15 protein-coding genes and 1 tRNA gene are annotated in these 17,593 nt (G+C 66.4%); 5 read left to right on the forward strand and 11 right to left on the reverse strand.

All coding sequences use genetic code 11. The features are described 5' to 3' along the window. Nucleotides 1-6 precede the first annotated feature (6 nt). The 3 genes from pdxT to HARCEL1_RS07860 form a co-directional block, all read right to left on the reverse strand. Complete coding sequence (gene pdxT, locus HARCEL1_RS07850; RefSeq protein WP_108382083.1) at nt 7-585, reverse strand: pyridoxal 5'-phosphate synthase glutaminase subunit PdxT; 579 nt, start codon at nt 583-585, stop codon at nt 7-9. 75 nt (nt 586-660) lie between these two features. Continuing rightward, the gene (gene pheA, locus HARCEL1_RS07855; RefSeq protein ID WP_108382085.1) at nt 661-1,467 is read right to left on the reverse strand and encodes a prephenate dehydratase; all 807 of its coding nucleotides are present in this window, start codon (nt 1,465-1,467) and stop codon (nt 661-663) included. Nucleotides 1,468-1,511: 44 nt separating this feature from the next. After that, a complete protein-coding gene (locus HARCEL1_RS07860; protein ID WP_233357314.1) occupies nt 1,512-2,507 on the reverse strand; it encodes a PrsW family intramembrane metalloprotease in 996 nt (331 codons plus the stop codon). An 83-nt stretch (nt 2,508-2,590) separates the two neighbouring features. On the opposite strand from HARCEL1_RS07860, the gene HARCEL1_RS07865 reads away from it, so the two are divergent. The 3 genes from HARCEL1_RS07865 (at nt 2,591) to HARCEL1_RS07875 (ending at nt 5,157) form a co-directional block, all read left to right on the forward strand. Continuing rightward, a complete protein-coding gene (locus tag HARCEL1_RS07865; protein WP_108382087.1) occupies nt 2,591-3,358 on the forward strand; it encodes a DUF7839 domain-containing protein in 768 nt (255 codons plus the stop codon). A 47-nt stretch (nt 3,359-3,405) separates the two neighbouring features. After that, a complete protein-coding gene (gene dph2, locus HARCEL1_RS07870; protein ID WP_108382089.1) occupies nt 3,406-4,458 on the forward strand; it encodes a diphthamide biosynthesis enzyme Dph2 in 1,053 nt (350 codons plus the stop codon). Nucleotides 4,459-4,536: 78 nt separating this feature from the next. Beyond that, nucleotides 4,537-5,157 carry an METTL5 family protein gene (locus tag HARCEL1_RS07875; protein ID WP_108382092.1) on the forward strand — a complete coding sequence of 207 codons (621 nt, stop codon included), beginning with the start codon at nt 4,537-4,539 and terminating at the stop codon, nt 5,155-5,157. Here the strand turns inward: HARCEL1_RS07875 and HARCEL1_RS07880 are convergent. After that, complete coding sequence (locus tag HARCEL1_RS07880; protein ID WP_108382094.1) at nt 5,133-6,866, reverse strand: rhomboid family intramembrane serine protease; 1,734 nt, start codon at nt 6,864-6,866, stop codon at nt 5,133-5,135. The genes HARCEL1_RS07875 and HARCEL1_RS07880 overlap by 25 nt on opposite strands. An 81-nt stretch (nt 6,867-6,947) precedes the next feature. Here HARCEL1_RS07880 and HARCEL1_RS07885 point away from each other — a divergent pair, with 81 nt between their 5' ends. Next, nucleotides 6,948-7,274, forward strand: a complete 327-nt coding sequence (locus tag HARCEL1_RS07885; RefSeq protein ID WP_108382096.1) for a hypothetical protein — start codon at nt 6,948-6,950, stop codon at nt 7,272-7,274. A 63-nt stretch (nt 7,275-7,337) separates the two neighbouring features. Here the strand turns inward: HARCEL1_RS07885 and HARCEL1_RS07890 are convergent, their stop codons facing one another. The 7 genes from HARCEL1_RS07890 to HARCEL1_RS07920 form a co-directional block, all read right to left on the reverse strand. Then, nucleotides 7,338-9,362 carry a DEAD/DEAH box helicase gene (locus HARCEL1_RS07890; protein ID WP_108382099.1) on the reverse strand — a complete coding sequence of 675 codons (2,025 nt, stop codon included), beginning with the start codon at nt 9,360-9,362 and terminating at the stop codon, nt 7,338-7,340. 57 nt (nt 9,363-9,419) lie between these two features. Further along, nucleotides 9,420-11,243, reverse strand: a complete 1,824-nt coding sequence (locus tag HARCEL1_RS07895) for a cellulase family glycosylhydrolase (RefSeq protein ID WP_159077060.1) — start codon at nt 11,241-11,243, stop codon at nt 9,420-9,422. Between the two features lie 277 nt (nt 11,244-11,520). Continuing rightward, the gene (locus HARCEL1_RS07900; RefSeq protein WP_108382104.1) at nt 11,521-13,122 is read right to left on the reverse strand and encodes a cellulase family glycosylhydrolase; all 1,602 of its coding nucleotides are present in this window, start codon (nt 13,120-13,122) and stop codon (nt 11,521-11,523) included. A 131-nt stretch (nt 13,123-13,253) separates the two neighbouring features. Then, the gene (locus tag HARCEL1_RS07905) at nt 13,254-14,681 is read right to left on the reverse strand and encodes a cellulase family glycosylhydrolase (protein WP_108382106.1); all 1,428 of its coding nucleotides are present in this window, start codon (nt 14,679-14,681) and stop codon (nt 13,254-13,256) included. Nucleotides 14,682-14,746: 65 nt separating this feature from the next. Further along, a complete protein-coding gene (locus tag HARCEL1_RS07910; RefSeq protein WP_108382109.1) occupies nt 14,747-15,163 on the reverse strand; it encodes a VOC family protein in 417 nt (138 codons plus the stop codon). A 71-nt stretch (nt 15,164-15,234) separates the two neighbouring features. Then, a tRNA-Ser gene (locus HARCEL1_RS07915) sits at nt 15,235-15,322 on the reverse strand. A 70-nt stretch (nt 15,323-15,392) separates the two neighbouring features. Then, complete coding sequence (locus tag HARCEL1_RS07920; RefSeq protein ID WP_108382111.1) at nt 15,393-15,881, reverse strand: hypothetical protein; 489 nt, start codon at nt 15,879-15,881, stop codon at nt 15,393-15,395. A gap of 116 nt (nt 15,882-15,997) precedes the next feature. Between HARCEL1_RS07920 and HARCEL1_RS07925 the strand changes: the two genes are divergently transcribed. Continuing rightward, nucleotides 15,998-17,470: a carboxypeptidase M32 gene (locus HARCEL1_RS07925; RefSeq protein ID WP_108382114.1), complete on the forward strand. Its 1,473-nt coding sequence runs from the start codon at nt 15,998-16,000 to the stop codon at nt 17,468-17,470. Nucleotides 17,471-17,593 lie beyond the last annotated feature (123 nt).

Consider the following 17,593-nt stretch of genomic DNA (forward strand, 5'->3'; position numbering starts at 1 on the left):
CCTGGCCTATTGATCGCCAAAGACCAGCCGATGAATCCGGTCGTCGTCAGTCAACTCGGGGTGGAACGCAGTCCCGACGATCGGACCGTCCCGCACGGCGACCGGGCGGCCGTCGTGGCGGGCGACGACCTCCGCAGAACCGACCGATTCGATCACGGGCGCGCGGATGAACACGGCGTGAAACGAATCAGAGAGGCCGTCGACGTCGAGCGGGGCCTCGAAACTGTCGCGCTGTCGGCCGAAGGCGTTCCGCACGACCGTCGCGTCGATCAGGCCCAGATCGTCCACCCGGTCGTCCGCGCAGTGTGCGAGCACGATCAGCCCCGCACAGGTCGCGAGCACCGGTCGACCGGCCGCGACGTGGGCGCGGATCTCGTCGTCGATACCCTCGCGGGCGAGCAATCGTGAGATCGTCGTCGACTCGCCGCCAGGGATCGCCAGCCAGTCACACTCCGGGACGATCCCGCCGGTGCGAATCTCGTGTACCTCGACCGCGCGGCCCTGACTCGCGGCGACGGCCTCGATCGCGGCGGCGTGCTCGCTCACATCGCCCTGAACGGCGATCACGCCCGCTGTCAGCGACATACGCGGCGTACCCGATCGCCGGCGAAAACGCTGTCGTTCGTCCCGACGCTTCACTGCGGGGGCCTGGGTGAGTCGCTACTCGTCGAGCCGACGGGTGTCGTACGAGCCCAGGTGGCGCACCCATCCATCGCTCGCGAGCGCCTCGATTTCGGCCAGCGCGTCCCGCGTGCGGTCCTCGTTCAGTCCGGCCTCGACGTCGACGTGGAAGACGTAATCCCCGAGTTCGCGCCCGCTCGGTCGGGATTCGAGCCGCGTCAGGTTGATGTCACGATCCGCAAACGGTTCGAGCAGTTCGAGGAGGAGTCCCGGATGGTCGACGCCCGGATCGACGACGAACGTGCTCTTCGATCCCGCGTCACGGCGATCGTCGGACGGCCCGATGACGAAAAACCGCGTGACGTTCGAGTCGCGATCCTGGATGTCGGTGTCGAGGACCTGCAACGCGTCGGTCGCGTTGTCGGGGTGGGCGATCGCAGCGATCGAGGCGTCCTCGCGGGCGCGCTCGACGCTCCGGGCGGTGCTCGCGACGGGGTCGCGGTCCACGTCGGGATAGTGGCGATCGAGATACTCCCGGGACTGCCCGAGCGCCTGGGAGTGGCTCTCGACGCTCTCGAAGGCCTCGCTTTGGGCGATGAGTGCATGGCGAATCGGGACGATGACCTCTTCGAGGACGGCGACCTGACCCGCGGCGAGCGCGTCCAGCGACTCGGTGACCGAGCCCTCGATGCTGTTCTCGATCGGGACGACGCCACGTGTGTGCCGGCCGCTCGCGACGGCGTCGACGATCGCCGTCATCGACTCAGCGAAAGAGACGGAGTCCGCGACCGCCGACGCGGCCCGGTGAGAGTACGTGCCCTCGGGGCCGAGCGTGAGTGCGTCCATACCGCTGTGTCCGGGTGAACGCGCCAAAAGCGCCCCGGTCGCGCTCAGGCGGCACTCGACTCGACGGCCGATCCGGCGGCCTCATCGTAGGCCCGCCGATAGGCCTGGAGTTTGCGATAGAGAAGGGCGACGAAGATCCCGTCGTACACCAGGACGAACCCCGCGTACGCGAGGAGTGGTGGCGTTCCGCTGACGAGGCTGTACAGCGTCGGGACGATCGAGACGAGGACGTTGTAGCCCGCGTGGATCAGCGCGGCGATGAGGAGGCCCTTGAGGACGATCGGGCCCGCACGATCGGGGTTGAACTTCGCCAATCCGAGGTAGTAGCCCGCGAACGCCGCGTAGATGACGTGGCCCGGACCGGCGAGCGCGCGGACGAACGCGATCGACCCGCCCGATCCGATCAGCGCGAGTGGTGAGTCGACGCCGGTCTCGCCGGCGATGTAGATGGCGTTCTCGATGGTCGCGAATCCCAGGCCGGCGGCGGCACCGTACACTGCGCCGTCGACGACGGCGTCGAACCGATCGGACCGATAGGCGAACACGCGGATGGCGAGGAGTTTCACGCCCTCCTCGACGGGTCCGACCACGAGCACGAACATGAGTCCCATGGCGATCGGCGCGAGCAGGTCCGGCAACGGGGCGACGAAGAGGCCCTCGACCACCGAGTTGACGACACCCGCAAAGCCCGCGAACAGGCCTCCGAGCACGACGGTCGCGACCAGCAGGCCGAGCGGTTCGGGCGTGGTCACGTCGAGATGGTGGACGTACCACGCGAGCGCGAGCGTGGGCACCACCGAGAGCGCGACGAACACGCCGACGACTGGCTGGGCGAGTGTCCCGCCGAGGCCGGCGAGAAACACCTGGCCCAGCAAGATCGCGAGCGCGAGCGCGACGACCACCGCTCGGCCGGCCGCGAGCCCGCCACGATAGAGCGCGACGATGACGCGATCGACGATCGACCGGGGCTCCCAGGTCGCGATGCCCTGCAGGTCTCGCCGCCCGTCGGCCATCCGCTGGATCGGATCGCGCTCGGACACGCGCGACCGTCTGAGGGCCAGACACCTCAACGTACTGGTCGACGTATCGGATCATTTAAGCGCCGGCTGGAACTGCTCTCGATATGGTCGAGGTGCTGGAGGACAAGCGCACTGCGACGACGTTGCGCGTCCTGGTCGAAATCGCGGAGCGCCAGCCAGCGGTCTCACAGAGTGAGATCGCAGACGCCGTCGGCGTCACCAACCAGGCCATCAGCGAGTACATCCAGGACCTCATCGAGGACGGCTACGTCACGAGCGAGGCCCGGTCGCGCTACCGGATCACCAACGAGGGTGTCGATTGGCTCTACCGGACGGTCCGGGAGATGCAGGTGTTCAGCGAGCACGTCACCGACGACCTGCTCGGCGGACCCCCCGAGGACGCGGCGATCGCCGCCGCCGACCTCGCGGCGGGCGAGACGGTCACGCTCCGGATGGTCGACGGGTTGCCATACGCCGATCCCGACGCCGAGGGCGCGGCGACCGGCGAGACGACCAGGGCGGCGGCCGCGGGCGAGGCCGTCGGCGTCACGGGCTTCGAGGGCGTGATCGAACTCGATCCCGGACACGTCACCGTCCGGCAGGTCCCGCCCGTGCGTGTCGACGAATCGGTCGATACCGACGCGCTCGCGACGGCGGCCACCGACGCGGATCTCGTCGTCGCGGCAGGCGTCGAGGCCGTCGTCGCACTCCGATCTGCCGAGATCGAACCGGCGGTGTACGTCGCCGGCGGTGCGGTCGCCGCCGCGGCCGCCGAACGCGGCCTGGACGTCCTCGTCGTCGCGACCCGTGACGCCGTGGGGCGCGTGACTGATCCGCTGCGCGACCGGGCGGTCAGCTACGACGTTGCGTAGTGCCGGAAACGCCGTTGTTTTATTGGGGGGCGCGTTATTCTGGCTCCATGACCCCCGAATCGTCCGACCGGTCGTCGGGCGACCTCGCACGCTCCGGGACGGCGCTGAAACACGATCGAGAGTGGGATTACGAACTCGATCGGATCGTCAACGCCGCCCGAGAACGCGAGGCCGACGCCGTCGGCTTGCAGTTTCCCGAAGGATTGAAACGCCGTGCGCCGGACGTCGCCAGCGCGCTCCGCGATCGGCTCTCGGAGACACGCATCGTCCTCTCCGGCGAGCCCTGTTATGGGGCCTGTGACCTGGATCTGCACCTGATGCGCAACGCGGACATCCTGGTGCACTTCGGGCATAGCCCGATGAAAGAGCAGAAAAACGTGCTCTACGTTCCGCTGTACTCGAATGTCGACCCCTCGCCCATCGTCGATCGCGCGATCGAGGAACTGCTCGATCCGCCGCGTGAGGACCCCGACTGTGGCCTGGTGACGACCGCTCAGCACCTCAATCACCTGGAGGAGATCCGCGAGCAACTCGAAGCGGCCGGCTACGAGGTCCACACCCGCAAGGGCGACGATCGACTCACCCACGAGGGTCAGGTGCTCGGCTGTAACTACGAGAGCGCGAACATGGACGTCGAGCAGATCCTTTATGTCGGTGGCGGGAAGTTCCACCCGCTCGGCCTCGCCCTCGATCACCCCGAGAAGCGCGTCGTCATCGCTGATCCCGTGAACAACGCGCTCAACGTCGCTGACACCGAACGCTTCATCAAACAGCGCTACGGTGCGATCCACCGCGCGATGGACGCCGAGACCTGGGGCGTGATCGTCTCGACGAAAGTCGGCCAGCGCCGTCCGGAGATCGCGACCGACATCGTCGAATCGAATCCGATGGCCGTCGAGATCACGATGGACGAGATCGATCCCGGCCGTCTGCGAAACTTCGGGCTCGACGCGTACGTCAACACCGCTTGCCCGCGGGTCGCGACCGACGACGGCGCGGAGTTCAACGTGCCCGTGCTCACCCCGCCGGAGTACGAGATCGCCGTCGGCAATCGCGATCTCGAAGACCTCGAATTCGATTCGTTCCACGGCACCTGGTAGCGTCCACGGCACCGGCGACCGTTCAGCGCCCCCGAGAGCGACCGAGTCCTTTTCGAGGCCGGCCGGCTCACTCCGCGTATGAGCGACCGGCGGCGTCTCGCCCGACGATTGAGCGCGTGTGAGCCGTTCGACGAGCCACGCGTCGATCTCGAACAGTACCCGACGCCGGCGGAGATCGCGGCAGAACTCGTCCACACCGCGGCGCTCCAGGGCGATCTCGCCGGTCGGACGGTGGTCGACCTGGGGACCGGGACGGGCGTGCTCGCCCTCGGCGCGGCGACGCGCGGGCCCGATCGCGTGATCGGCGTCGATCGCGATCGGGCGGCCCTCTCGATCGCCCGCGAGAACGCGACCCGCGTCGATCCCGAATCACCGGTCCACTGGGTCCAGGGTGACGCGCGCCGCCCGGGACTGCGCGGGCCGGCGACGGTGCTCTCGAACCCACCGTTCGGTGCGCAAGCGGGCGCCGAACACGCCGATCGGGAGTTTCTGGCGACTGCAGCGTCCATCGCGACCGTCTCGTATTCGATCCACAACGCGGGCAGCGAGTCGTTCGTCCACTCCTTTGTCGACGATCACGGCGGTCGGGTGACGCACGCCTGGGAGACGGCGTTCCCGATCGATCGGCAGTTCGCATTTCACGAGGCCGATCGCCACGAGATCGACGTGGAGATCTATCGTATCGCGTGGACTGACTGATCGACGCCCAGCGTCACGACGTGGTCGTCGGTGTCGAGCGTGGCCCCGATTCGGCTGGCGATGCGCACCCGCGTTTCCGCGTGACTGGCGTACAGGGCGCCGTCGGTGTGGTGGATCGTGAGTCCGCCCACGGTCGTCCGTTCGCCGGGCCAGGGCACGCGGCCCCGCGAACTGCCGTTCGGGCCGTCGACGACGAGCGCGAACCGACCGCCGGTGGGTTCGATCGTGACCTCGCGGGCGGCGACGCTCAGATTCGCCGTCGTCGCGGTGGATTCGTAGACCCGGTGGCGTTCTCCACCGTCGGGGTGCAGGTCGACGGCGTACACAGTTCCGTTGTCCGGGACGGCCCACCCGCGACGGCGGACGTCGATCGTCCGTCGCCAGTCCGGGCCGCCGATCACGACGTTCGCATTGTTCGACCGCTCCAGCCGACCGGTCGGGACGGCGACCGTCCAGATCGACCGCTCCTGGCTGGTGACGATCACCCCGCTGGCCTCGAAGTTCCAGGAGAGCGACTCGTTGGGGACGACCCCGTCGAACACCGAGACCTGCCGTGTTTCGCGGTCCTCGTCGTAGCCGACCCGGTAGTCCGCGATCTCGACGGCTCGATCGGGGCCGGGATCGTCGACGGTCTGGAGGTTGACCGTGACGGCGACGGCGCCGGTGACCGCGAGCACGCCCACGAGCACGGTGATCGCCGTCCCACGCGTCGGAATCCCCCAGTCGAGACGATCGAGTGGCGTGCCGTCGAGTGCGCGCCCGATCGGGTCGTCGAAGATCGCACCCCGTCCGGTCGCCGCGGCGGTGACGACCGTCGCGAGCGCGAGGATCCCGACCGCACCGGCGGCCCGAAACAGGTAGTAGCCGCCATCGCCGGCCCAGAAGACCGCCCAGAGGCTCTGCTCCAGGGCGAACCCGAGCGTTCCCGCCCAGATCCACGCCGCCGAGAGCGTCCAGTCCCGCCGCCAGGCGAGTACCAGCCCCGCCAGGACGCCGAGCCCGAACCCGAACAGGTGGCCCTGGACGGCGACGCCGGCCCACCACGGTGTCGAGGAGGTCACAGCGGGCGTGGCGAAGGCGATCGGTTCGACGAGCGCGGTGTACGCCAGTCTGACGCCGGTACCGAGAACGATCGCGACGAGCGTCGCGAGTGGATGGCGGAGCACGGCGACGCCGGCGAACGCGAACACGACGCCCGAGAACCCGATCACGGGCCCCCAGGCGAACGCCGCAGTCAACACGGCCCCGATCAGGGCCACGACCGGTACGGCCGCGATCCGGACGGTCGGCCGGTCGCGCCAGCGACCGAACGCCGATCGACCCCGCCCTGGTGGGAAGTGGCCCCACGCGAACTCGGCGATCGGGGCGAACGTGAGCGTCGCGATCAGGTTCCCGAGAAGGTGTCCCGAGGAGGCGTGTGAGAGGCCGCTCGCGAGGATCCCGAGCGGGTACTGATACGACCAGGCGCGATAGGGGATGACCAGCGGGTCGCCCCAGTGATCCAGGCCACCCTGAGCGGTCAGGTAGACCGTCCCGACGAGGGCGACCGTCAGGACGGTGCCCCACGGCACGCCGACGAGGAACCGACCGCGAAGTCGACTCCCGACCGCCTCGGGCAGGTCGACCAGTCGCCAGGCGATTGTAGCGACGACAGTCGCTGACACGACGAACCCGATCTGGTGGACCGGGAGCGAGACCGACTCGAACACGGTCGGCCCTCCGGGTGGGTGGGGCTTATCGGTGTCGACGGCCCGTCAGTTTTTCGAGGGCGCGTCGCAAAGACCCACTCGATGGGGATTCGGCCACCGCAAAGCGACGGGGTCGGTGATCCCGACACCGTCGAGTTCGGCATCGTCGCGTTCGACGGCCTGCTCTCAGAGGCAGACCTGACGTTTCCGACCGATCGCGACCAGGTGCGGGCCACACTCGCCGGTCGGTCGATCGCCGTCGATCCCGCCGGTCGCGAAGTTCCCGTCGACGACGTGCTCGCGGACCTGGACGACCGAACCTACGAATCCGAGGGCGATCTCAAAAACGCGCTCCACCCGATCTTCGAACAGCGTCGAGAGGAGGGCGTCGACCTCCTCGCGCGAGTGCGGTCCTGGCTGGGGCTCTGATCATGGATTGGGCTCTGAGTTGCGGTCGCCGTAGAGCGACAGCGGACAGCGGCGCCGCGTGCGCTACAGGTCGTCCTCGCGGAGTTCGATGTCGGCCACGATCGCGTCCGGCGGTTTGCCCTTCCGTGCGCCGTCGAGCATGAGAAAGGCCTCCTCGGGGGTGAGGAAGTGTTCGGTGACGACACGGCCGATCGGCGTCACCTCCAACCCGTCGATAAAGTCGTAGTCGAGCAGTTTGCCGATCGCGTGTTTGGTCGGAATTTCCCCGAGCAGCGCCTCGTTCAACTGCTTGGCGTCGGCCCCGGCGACCGCGAGGTTCGCGAGCGTCTCTTCGATCGCGGCCGGCCCGTCGTAGGGCGTCGTCACGGCGTCCATCTCGCCGGAGAGGATCTGGAAGGCGACTTCGTCTTCGGTGCGCTCCTGGCCGCCGTGGACGACGCCGTCGGGTTCGACGAGGAGGTACACCCGCCCGCGGTCGTGGTAATCCGGCCGGCCCGCCCGGCCGAGCATCTGGTGGAACTCCTGGACGGAGAGCCACTCGATGCCCATCGCCAGCGAGTCGAAGATCACCTGCGAGGCGGGGAAATCGACCCCGGCGGCGAGCGCGGCGGTCGTGACGACGGCGGCCAGTTCCTGCTCTGCGAACTGGTTCTCGACGCGCTCGCGACGACGGTTGTCCAGGCCGGCGTGATACGGCGCCGACGCGTATTGGAGGCGGCGTGAGATTTCGTGACACCGCCGCCTGGAGTTGGTGAACACGATCGTCTGGCCGCGATAGCCCAGCGAGGATTTGCTGTCGAACGCGCGTTCGACCAGTTTGTTCGTCACGTCGACTTTCTCGTAGGCGTCCGCGAACGTGACGTGGCGTTCGATCGGGACGGGCCGTTCCTCGAACTCGATCGCCGTCGCGTCGAGGTGCTCGGCCAACTCTCCGGGATTGCCGACCGTCGCGGAGAGGTAGATCCACTGCGCGTCGCTCGTGACGTACTTCAGTCGGGCGATCAGTCCGTCCAGGCGGTGGCCTCGCTCCAGTTCGCCCAGCGTGTGGACCTCGTCGATGACGACCGTCCCGATCGACCCCAGATCGCGGCCCGTCCGGAGTGCGTGATCGATGCCTTCGTAGGTCCCGACGATGACGTCGGCGCCGGGATCGAATCGGCCGTCGGCGGCGTCGGCAATCCGACTCGACCCGACCCGGAGGCTCACGTTGAGGTCGGGATAGTCCTCCTGGAAGTCCCGGTAGGTCTGATTCGCGAGTGCGACCAGCGGGACGAGAAAGAGCATCGTGCCCTCGCCGCGGAGGACGCGATCGATGCCGGCGATCTCGCCCACGAGGGTCTTTCCGGTCGCGGTCGCGCTGACGATCAACTGGTCCGCGCCGTCGAGGAGGCCATGCTCGACGGCGAGGCTCTGGACCGGCAGCAGCGTCTCGAAGCGATCTTGCAGCGCGTCGCTCAACTCGGGATGGAGATCGAGATCAGCGACGCGGACGGGATCGACCTGGTCGATCGTCGCCGCGATCTCGTCGACTTTCGTGAGATCGGGATCGAGCGTCCCCGAGAGCAGGCCCTTGATCCGATCGAGGTCCTGGACCTCCAGGAGGAGGTCTTCGAGGCGGTTCTTGGCTCGACTCGTGATCGATCCCGAGTACGCGACCTCGCGGTCGAGTTCCTCGCGTGCACACTGGGGACAGATCTGCTCGCCGTCGGCTTCGATCGCGGTGTCGTCGGTGATCGGAGAATACTGACCGGCGTCGGCGCAGTATCGACAGGTCCGGACGACCGTCGCGTCGAGTTGGTAGCCGTCGAACAGCGCGGCGAGTTCGCGCCGCCCGCGGGCGGAGGTCTGCTCGGAGATGCGGATCCGGTCGGCCCGACGCGCCAGGTCGACGAACTGGTCCGGCGAGCGGAGATCCTCGTCGCTGCCTCGCCGGACGCGCATTCGCGCGGGGCGAGGGCCCGCGTCGGTCGACTTGACTTCGAGTTTCCCGCCGAAGAGGCGCTCGCCGTCGCGAAGGGCTGCGATACGATAGTCCCGGCCCTCTTCGTGACAGAACAGCGTGTCCACGTCGAGGACCTGTTTCGACACGTCGCGGCGTACGTCGGCGGCCCTTTTGAGTGGCTCGGACCCGGCGGACGCGACCGGTCAGACCATCTCGAACAGCGCGAGGACGTCTTGCAGGTCAAGGATTTCGTCGTCGTCGAAGTCGAACTTCTGGGCGTTGTACTGCATCGACGGAGATTCGACGCCCCGGAACAGTTCGTTCACGTCGGGAAAATCCATCTTTCCGTTGCCGTTGACGTCCTCGTACAGTCCGTCGCCGTCGGGGTCTGTCGGGCCGAATTCACTCGGGAACGGCACGCGGTCGTCTTCGTGCTCCGCGAGCGTGTCCTTGACGAACTGGCCCATGTTCGGGGCTTCCCAGAGTGTCCAGGAACAGGGTAACTCCTCGCAGTTGACCGGATACTCCTCTCTGGGCGTGTCGTACCAGCTCCCGTCGGTGAGTTCGAAGTCCCCCTCGTTGATCGTGAAATCTCTCCGGAACATCGTGGGAAGCCAGCGAACGTCGGCCCCCCACGCGACCCATGAGATGCGGTCGTCGGACTCCATCGCCTCGACGAACGGTCGGCCGTAGCTCTCGACGGTGCCTTCGAGCCAGTAGCTGAGATCGACATCGAACATGCCGAGTTCGTCTTCGGTGTACTCCTCGTTTTGCCAGCCGAACTCGGTGACGGCAACCGGATGGACGTCCATCGCTTCTTGCAGGCCCTGGGTCTCGTGGTCCTCCCAACAGCCTTTGCCGATGCACTTCTCGTTGAGCCAGTTTTGCTCCTTGCTGACTCCGTGGCCCGGGTGGTTGTGATAGGTGATCGAGACGTTGTCGTCGGGGAACGCCTGCCAGTGGACGCCCTGCGCGCCCTGACACCACCCGGGTGTCCCCATCATGATGTGCGTGTCGGGGGCGTGCTCGCGAATCGTGTCGATCAGCGGCGTGACGAAGTCGTCGACGAACGTCTTCCAGAGCGGGACCACCTTGTACGCGCCGTACTCCTCGACCGGGCCCAAGATGCCGGGCGCAGCCGGTTCGTTGTACGGTTCGAAGATGACGTGGTCCATCTCTCCGTACCGATCTGCGACGACGTGCCAGAACATGAGCGCCTCGTCGCGAAGCGCCTCGTTGACCTGCCACTGGGTGTACGGCGTGTCGCCGCTCTCGACCATCCGTTCGCTGACGTACCCATCGTCCATGTTGTTCCGGAACCTCTGGTCGACGGCGAGCCAGGACGCCGGATGGTCTGTGCCGTAGAACGCGTTGTACGCCCAGTAGTTGGTGTACTCACTGTCGTACGCGAGGTGATTCTCGGCCTCGGCGTCGCCCTCAGGTCCCATCCCGGTCGGGCCACTCCCCCGACCGTCGCCTGGCGGCTGTTCGTGCCAGTGGCGATGGAAATCCACGATGCAGTAGACGCCCCGCTCTCGACAGTGTTCGACGGCGGGGTCCAGGTATTCGTCGAGATACGTGTCGAGTTGCTCCTCGGTGAACGCCGGCGGTTGCGGTGGCCGCTGGAGCCGCCGGTCCTCGTACATGAACTCGTTGGACTCGTCCTCGACGACCTCCGGGGCGAACTCGCCCCAGGTCGGGCCCGTGTTCCCGTTGGGGTGCTCACCGATGTCGATCGGTTGGACCGGAATCCGAATGACTCTGGGGTGCCACCCGTTCCCGTTGCTGGTGACGAGCGAGACCATCTGCTCGAAGGTCTTTCCCCGCAGGTGTTCGGTGATCGCGACGCGCTTCGGATCCGGGACGGTCAGACCACGGATCTTGAACACCTCGCCGGTGTCCCGGCGCACGATCCGATTGTCCGCGTCGACGTCGAGTGGGGCGAACGATTCGATCCCTGGCTCTGCAAAGGAGAGTGCCGACGCAGGCCCCGTGAGCCCCCCGCCGACCGCCAGCGCTCCCGTCACGGCCCCGCTCTGTAGAAATCGCCGCCGTGAGACCCCTGCTGTTTTTGCTCGGTGCCGGTCGCCGTCGTCTGTGTGTCCCGTCGTCATGATGATCCCCTGGAGCGGAGCCCCCGACCACCACCGGTCGTGGACGTTATCTCAATATTCAAACTGAAAACAAATAATATTTTGGGATCGCTTCGTCGTGACCAACTCGCTCGGGCCAGTGTCGTCATCGGGGAACCCCCCCCCCTCCCCGACACCCACAGTTGTCGGCGTGGTGTGTCCTCCGTCGCGGTCAGACCATCTCGAACAGCGCGAGGACGTCCTGGGCGGTGAATTCTCCGTCGTCGCTGAAGTCGAACATCTCGATGGTCTCCGGGAGGGGCGCCGACCCCGTCTTCTGGTACAGCGTGTTCACGTCGGGGAAGTTCAACTCGCCGTCACCGTTGACGTCCTCGTAGAGACCGTCGCCGTCGGGGTCGGTCGCGTCGTCGAACCAGTTGTCGGTGCCGTCGTCGGTGGTGGTCGGGGTCGTACTCGGCAGTCCGTCGCCGCCGGGCACCAGGTCGTCTTTCCGATCGGCCAGCGCCTGCTTGATGAACGCACCCATGTTCTCGCCGGTCATCAGGTCCCACGAGCACGGCCGATCCTCACACAGCACCGGGATGTCGTCCTCGTAGGGGTGGCCAACCGAGTCACCGAACCCGTCGCCGCCGGCCCAATCGCCCAGCGTGAACATCTTCGGCAGCCAGATCGGATCGGCACACCACGCCGTCCAGTTGATCGCGGGACTCGACTCCAGGAACTCCATGAACGGTTCACCGAAGTCCGAGGTGGACCCACGAAGGTAATTCGAGACGATCGTATTGTCCCAGCCGAACTCGGTGACAAAGAGCGGGAACTCCTCGTAGACCGATGTTTCGTCGCCGTCAGGTCCCGCAGCGACGCCCTGGGCATTGGTCGCCTCGGCGTCCCAGTTCTCGTTCATACTGGGGTTGTGGCCGGGATAGATGTGGTAGGCGTAGGAGAGGTTCCCACCGTCGAACGGATCGTACAGCGCACCCTCGGGACTGGTCGACCAGCCAGGGTTCCCGACGATGATGTGGTTGTCGGCCGTCTTGCGGATCTCATCGACCCACGGCTGAGCCATCGCCTGCCAGGTGTCCCAGACGTATTTGACCCAGTCGCGTTCGAGGACGTCCGCCCACATCCCGGGTTCGGTCGGTTCGTTGTAGATTTCGTAGATGACGTGCGAGCGGTCGGCATACCGTGGCCCGACGGTCTCCCAGAACATCATGACCTCCTCGTGAAGGTCCTGGTTGATCATCTCTTTCGGATCGTCCTGGGCGGTCGGCACGCCCGAGGCCCACTTCAGGGGCTTCCAGTGGCGGTGCATGTCGACGATGGCGTAGACGCCCGCCGCCTCCAACTGGTCGATCACCGGATCGAGATGCGTCTCCAGAAAGTCGTCGAGTTGGGACTGCGTGTACGCCGGCGGTTCGGGCGCGCCGTCGATGTGCCCCGGCGTGTTCTCACCGATGTCGACCGGTTGGCAGGGCACCCGGACGACGCGTGGGTGCCAGCCCTCCTCGTTGTTCGTCACCAGATCGACGACCTGCGAGGCGTCTTTCCCCCGGGCCGGCGCGGTGACGTTGAGGCGTTTGGGATCTGCGATGTTCAGCCCACGCAGTTTGACCGTCGAGTCGTTCGGATCGACGAGTGTGTTGCCCTGCACGTCGAGCCACGGCGTCGGGATCCCCTGCGCGCTCACGGACCCGAACGCCCCGGCCGAGATCCCACTCGCGAGCACGGCCCCGCCCGCTGCTGTCTTCAGAAACGTCCGACGCGACGTCGATGCCGATTCGCCCGTCCCCTGTGTGTTGTGTGTCTCTGTCATGGTGAAGTCCGGACTCTCGCCGCTCGCCCCGACGAACGGCCGAGTCGCTCACAATTTTCACGTACAATCTGAATAGATTTAAAGATTGTGTCGAAAACGGCGATCCCGCGTTCTGGGCCTGTACCGGCCGATCAGACCGCCTCGAACAGTGCGAGAACGTCCTGCATATCGACGGTGCCGTCACCAGTGAAATCGTACGCCCCGACGTGGTCCTGGACTGCCGAGGCGTCGGTGTGCTGGAAGAACCGATTCACGTCCGGGAAGTCGAGGTCGCCGTTCCCGTTGAAGTCCTCGTGGAGGCCATCGCCGTCGCGGTCGGCCGGGACAGTGCCCTCGATCGGATCGAGGTCGGTCCCGCCCGGGACGTTCGTGTCTTTGAGTTCTTTGAGGAGGTCACGGAAGAACACGCCCTGGTAGTCTTCGCCACCCTGGATCGTCCACTCGTGGGTCGCGTCGTCGAACTCGAACATCGGTGGCGCCCAGGAGTGATCGAAACACCAGGCCTGCCAGTGGATGTGGTCGTGGTCGGCGAAAAACTGCTCGAACTCCGCGCCGGCGGTCGACGTGGTGCCTTTCAGGAACGGCGGGACGGGTGCGCCGTCGTGGCGCTCGTTCTGGTAGCCGAACTCCGACATGAAGACGGGCACCTCCGCGGCCGGTTCGCCGAAGTACTTCGAGAGCGGGCGCAGGCCCTCGTGAGTGTAGACGTGACCCACGTAGGCGAGATTGTCACCCGAAAACTCGTTGTTCGGGGCCCACCAGGTCCACTGGCTCCACCGCGGCGATCCGATCAGGACGATGTTGTCGCTGGCGGCGTCGCGAATCGTGTCGACCCACGGCTGAGCGGTCTCGCGCCAGTTCAGCCAGGTGTCTTCGGCGTCGTCGTGGAGCAGGCCCCGGTCGTCGTTCTGGCCGTCGCCGACGTAGGGCCCGATCGGTTCGTTGTACACCTCGTAGAGCACGTGGCTCTGGTCGGCATAGCGTGGCGCGACGGTCTCCCAGAACAGCGTGAGTTCGTCGTGGAGTTCGGGGCGCGTGTAATCGTCGGTCTTGTGGCGGTGATAGTCCAGAATGCAGTAGACGCCACGCTCGGCGCATTTCTCGACGACCGGGTCGAGCAGGTCCGCACAGTACGTCTCCAGTTCCGATCGCGTGAACGCGACGGAGTCCGGTTCTTCGTCGTTCGACCCCGTGACGCCACCGGGCTGGATCGGCACCCGGATGACGCGAGCGTACCAGTCCCGTTCGGGATCGGTGGCGTGGTCGATGGTCTCCGGGACGGGGCGTCGCCAGTGGTTCTGATTCGCTCGCCCGGGCGCGACGACGTTCACGCCCCGCAGCGTGACGCGCTCGCCCGTGTCGTCGACCAGCAGGTTCCCCTCGCGCTGGAGCCACGGCGTCGGGATGCCAGTCGCGGCCGCGCCGACCTCGGTCGCGCCGACTGCCAGCCCCGTCCCCAGCGTCCCCGCGCCCGCGAGGCGGAGAAAGTTCCGCCGCGTCCGTCCCCGTCGCGTCCGTCGATACCCGTCCGTCCGGTGTCCGGTGTCTTCCCCCGTCATCGTTCTCGTATCTTACGGCCCGAATCAGCCTTAAAACTAGTCCTCGTGGCGGCGTGTTGAGGACCTCAGGTCTCGATGAGTTCGACGAGATTCCCCTCCGGATCGCGCAGGAAACACACCGTGGTCCCGCTCGCGGTCGTCTGCGGGTCGCTCACCGTCTCGACCTCTGGAGGCAGATCGGCGACGAACGCCCCGGCGTCGTCGACGGCGACCGCGAGGTGAGTCGTGCCCGCGTCCTGCAGGTCGTCGCTCGCGGGCGCTGCGCCCGGCGGGTCGTAGCGCACGAGTTCGAGACGGACACCGCCGGCGTCGAGGTGGACAAAGTCCGCTGCGGCCTCGGTGTCGGTCACGCGTTCGAACGCCTCGCCCGCGACCTCGAAGCGATCGAGCACCTCGAACTCGAACGTCTCGCGATAGAAGTCGACGCATCGATCCAGATCCTCGACGGTGATGCCCACGTGGTGGGCGTCGAGTGTCGCCATACGTGCAGTTGATAGCGCCGCGTGAAAAACGATCGCGATCGATGGCGGACTGAAACTGCGAGAGAATCGAGCGGTGGGGATGGGATTTGAACCCATGAACCGCCTCACGGCGGGACCTGCTCTCAAGGCAGGCGCGTTCGGCCGCTCTGCCACCCCACCTGAGCACGCGTTCGCCCGGGGGCGGCTAAGGCGTGTCGGTTTGGGGCCTGCCGAAACGTCGGTCGGACAGTCAGGGCGACAGCGCGAACAGGACGACCAGCATGAGAACGGATCCCAGGAGTGCGTACAGACCCGACAATAACGCCGCTTTGAGCTTCCCACCTACCTGATCCCGAGGCCGATCGACCTCTTTGCTTCGAGACCCTGAATACTGGCGGTCCAAGTCCTGTTCGATTTTTTGGATCGGAATCTCTTCGAGATTTTCTATCGCATCGAAAACACTGTCTTCAGGCCGAAAGTTAGATCTGGATCGAAACTTCAGGCCGGCATCTACCTCTTCGGATATCACTAAAAGCGTTTCCGAAACTGTCTGCTGGTCCCCGGGGACCTCTATTGTGATCACGCTGCCAAATCGAAAATGCAGTGGCCTATGACCAGTCTTCGCCGTGATCGTCTCCCCGTCGACGCGGTACGTGGATATGGGATCGGCTATTTCGAGGGCCGCTTTCACCACCGTCAGCGTGTCCTCCCGAGAGCGGGAAACGGTGAGAGACTCCATCGGTTCGTGTTTCAAATCGAGATGAAAAAGAACATCGAAGGACTGCACCGAGGGACGTCACCGTCCGATGTCCTGCGACCCCAAACCCACATGACGCCCCCGCCCCCAGCCCCGGTATGTCCGATCTCGACGCCGACTTTCGCGATCACATCGAGCGACTGAGCGCACTGAACGACGCGACGGGCGTGCTCTCCTGGGACCAACAGGTGACGATGCCCGAGGGCGGGACGCCCGCCCGCTCGGCCCAGAAATCCGCGCTCTCGACGGTGACTCACGACCTGCTCACCGACGACCGGGTCGCCGACTGGATCGAGGAGCACGAATCGCGCGATCTGGAGCGCGACGATCGGGCGATCGTTCGCGAACTCCGCCGTCGCCACGAGCGCGCGGTCCGCGTGCCCGACGAGTTGGTGACCCAGATCTCCGAGGCGTCGACCGAAGCGTTGCCAGTCTGGGAGCAGGCCCGCGAGGAATCGGACTTCGACGCGTTCGCGGACGCCCTCGACGAGTTGGTCGCACTCAAACGCAAGTACGCCGAAGCGATCGACCCCGATCGCGATCCCTACGCCGTCCTGATGGAGGATTTCGAGCCGTATCTCGACGTGGAGACGACCGAGCGGATTCTCGACCGACTCACCGATCGCCTGCCGCCGCTGATCGAGGCGATTGCGGCGAGCGACGTCGATCCGACAGATCCGTTCGACGAGTCGGTGCCCGCCGCCGATCAGGAGGCCGGCGTCCGCGCGCTGCTCGACGGGCTTGGCTTCGACTGGGACCGCGGGCGACTCGACACCTCGACGCACCCGTTCACGTCGGGCAACCAGTTCGACTGCCGGATCACCACCCGGTTCGATCCGTCGGATCCCCTCGACGGTGTCGGCTCGACGGTCCACGAGTTCGGCCACGCGACCTACGAGTTGGGACTCCCACAGGACGCCTACGGGACCCCACTGGGCGAGTCACGTGACCTGGTCGTCCACGAGTCCCAGTCGCGATTCTGGGAGAATCACGTCGGGCGCACGCGGGAATTCTGGGAGTGGGCCCGGCCGATTCTGGACGAGCACTGGACCGCGACGCCCGATCCCGCGGCACTCTACCGCGCGGCCAACCAGGTCGAACCCGGCCCGATCCGGGTCGAAGCCGACGAGTTGACCTATCACCTCCACATCGCGATTCGCTTCGAGATCGAACGCGACCTGATCCGCGGCGATCTGGCCGTCGACGAGGTCCCCCAGGTCTGGGCCGACAAATACGATGAGTATCTGGGGATTCGCCCCGCTGACGACGCACAGGGCGCACTCCAGGACATCCACTGGTCGCACGGCAACTTCGGATACTTCCCGACCTACTCGCTGGGGAGTGTGCTCGCGGCACAGCTCGACGCGACGGTGCGCGAGGCATTCGACGTCCCGGAGCGCGTCCGCGCGGGCGAGTTCGACCCGATTCGAGAGTGGCTCGGCGAACAGATTCACCAGCATGGCCAGCGCTACACCACGCCCGCGTTGATCGAGGAAGCGACCGGCGAGGCGCTGACGGCCGATCCGTTCCTCACGTACGTCGACGAGAAGTTCGGGGCGATCTACCGCTGATCTGCGACCCGGGACGAGACTCCGGCGACGCTCGATAGCTGGCCGTCGACGGGACGACACAGGTCAGGCCCTCGGGCGCGTCGACTGCGGACTCACTCGTCGTTTCGGCCGTTGTTTCGATGG

The organism is Halococcoides cellulosivorans (assembly GCF_003058365.1).
Classification (GTDB): Archaea; Halobacteriota; Halobacteria; order Halobacteriales; family Haloarculaceae; genus Halococcoides; species Halococcoides cellulosivorans.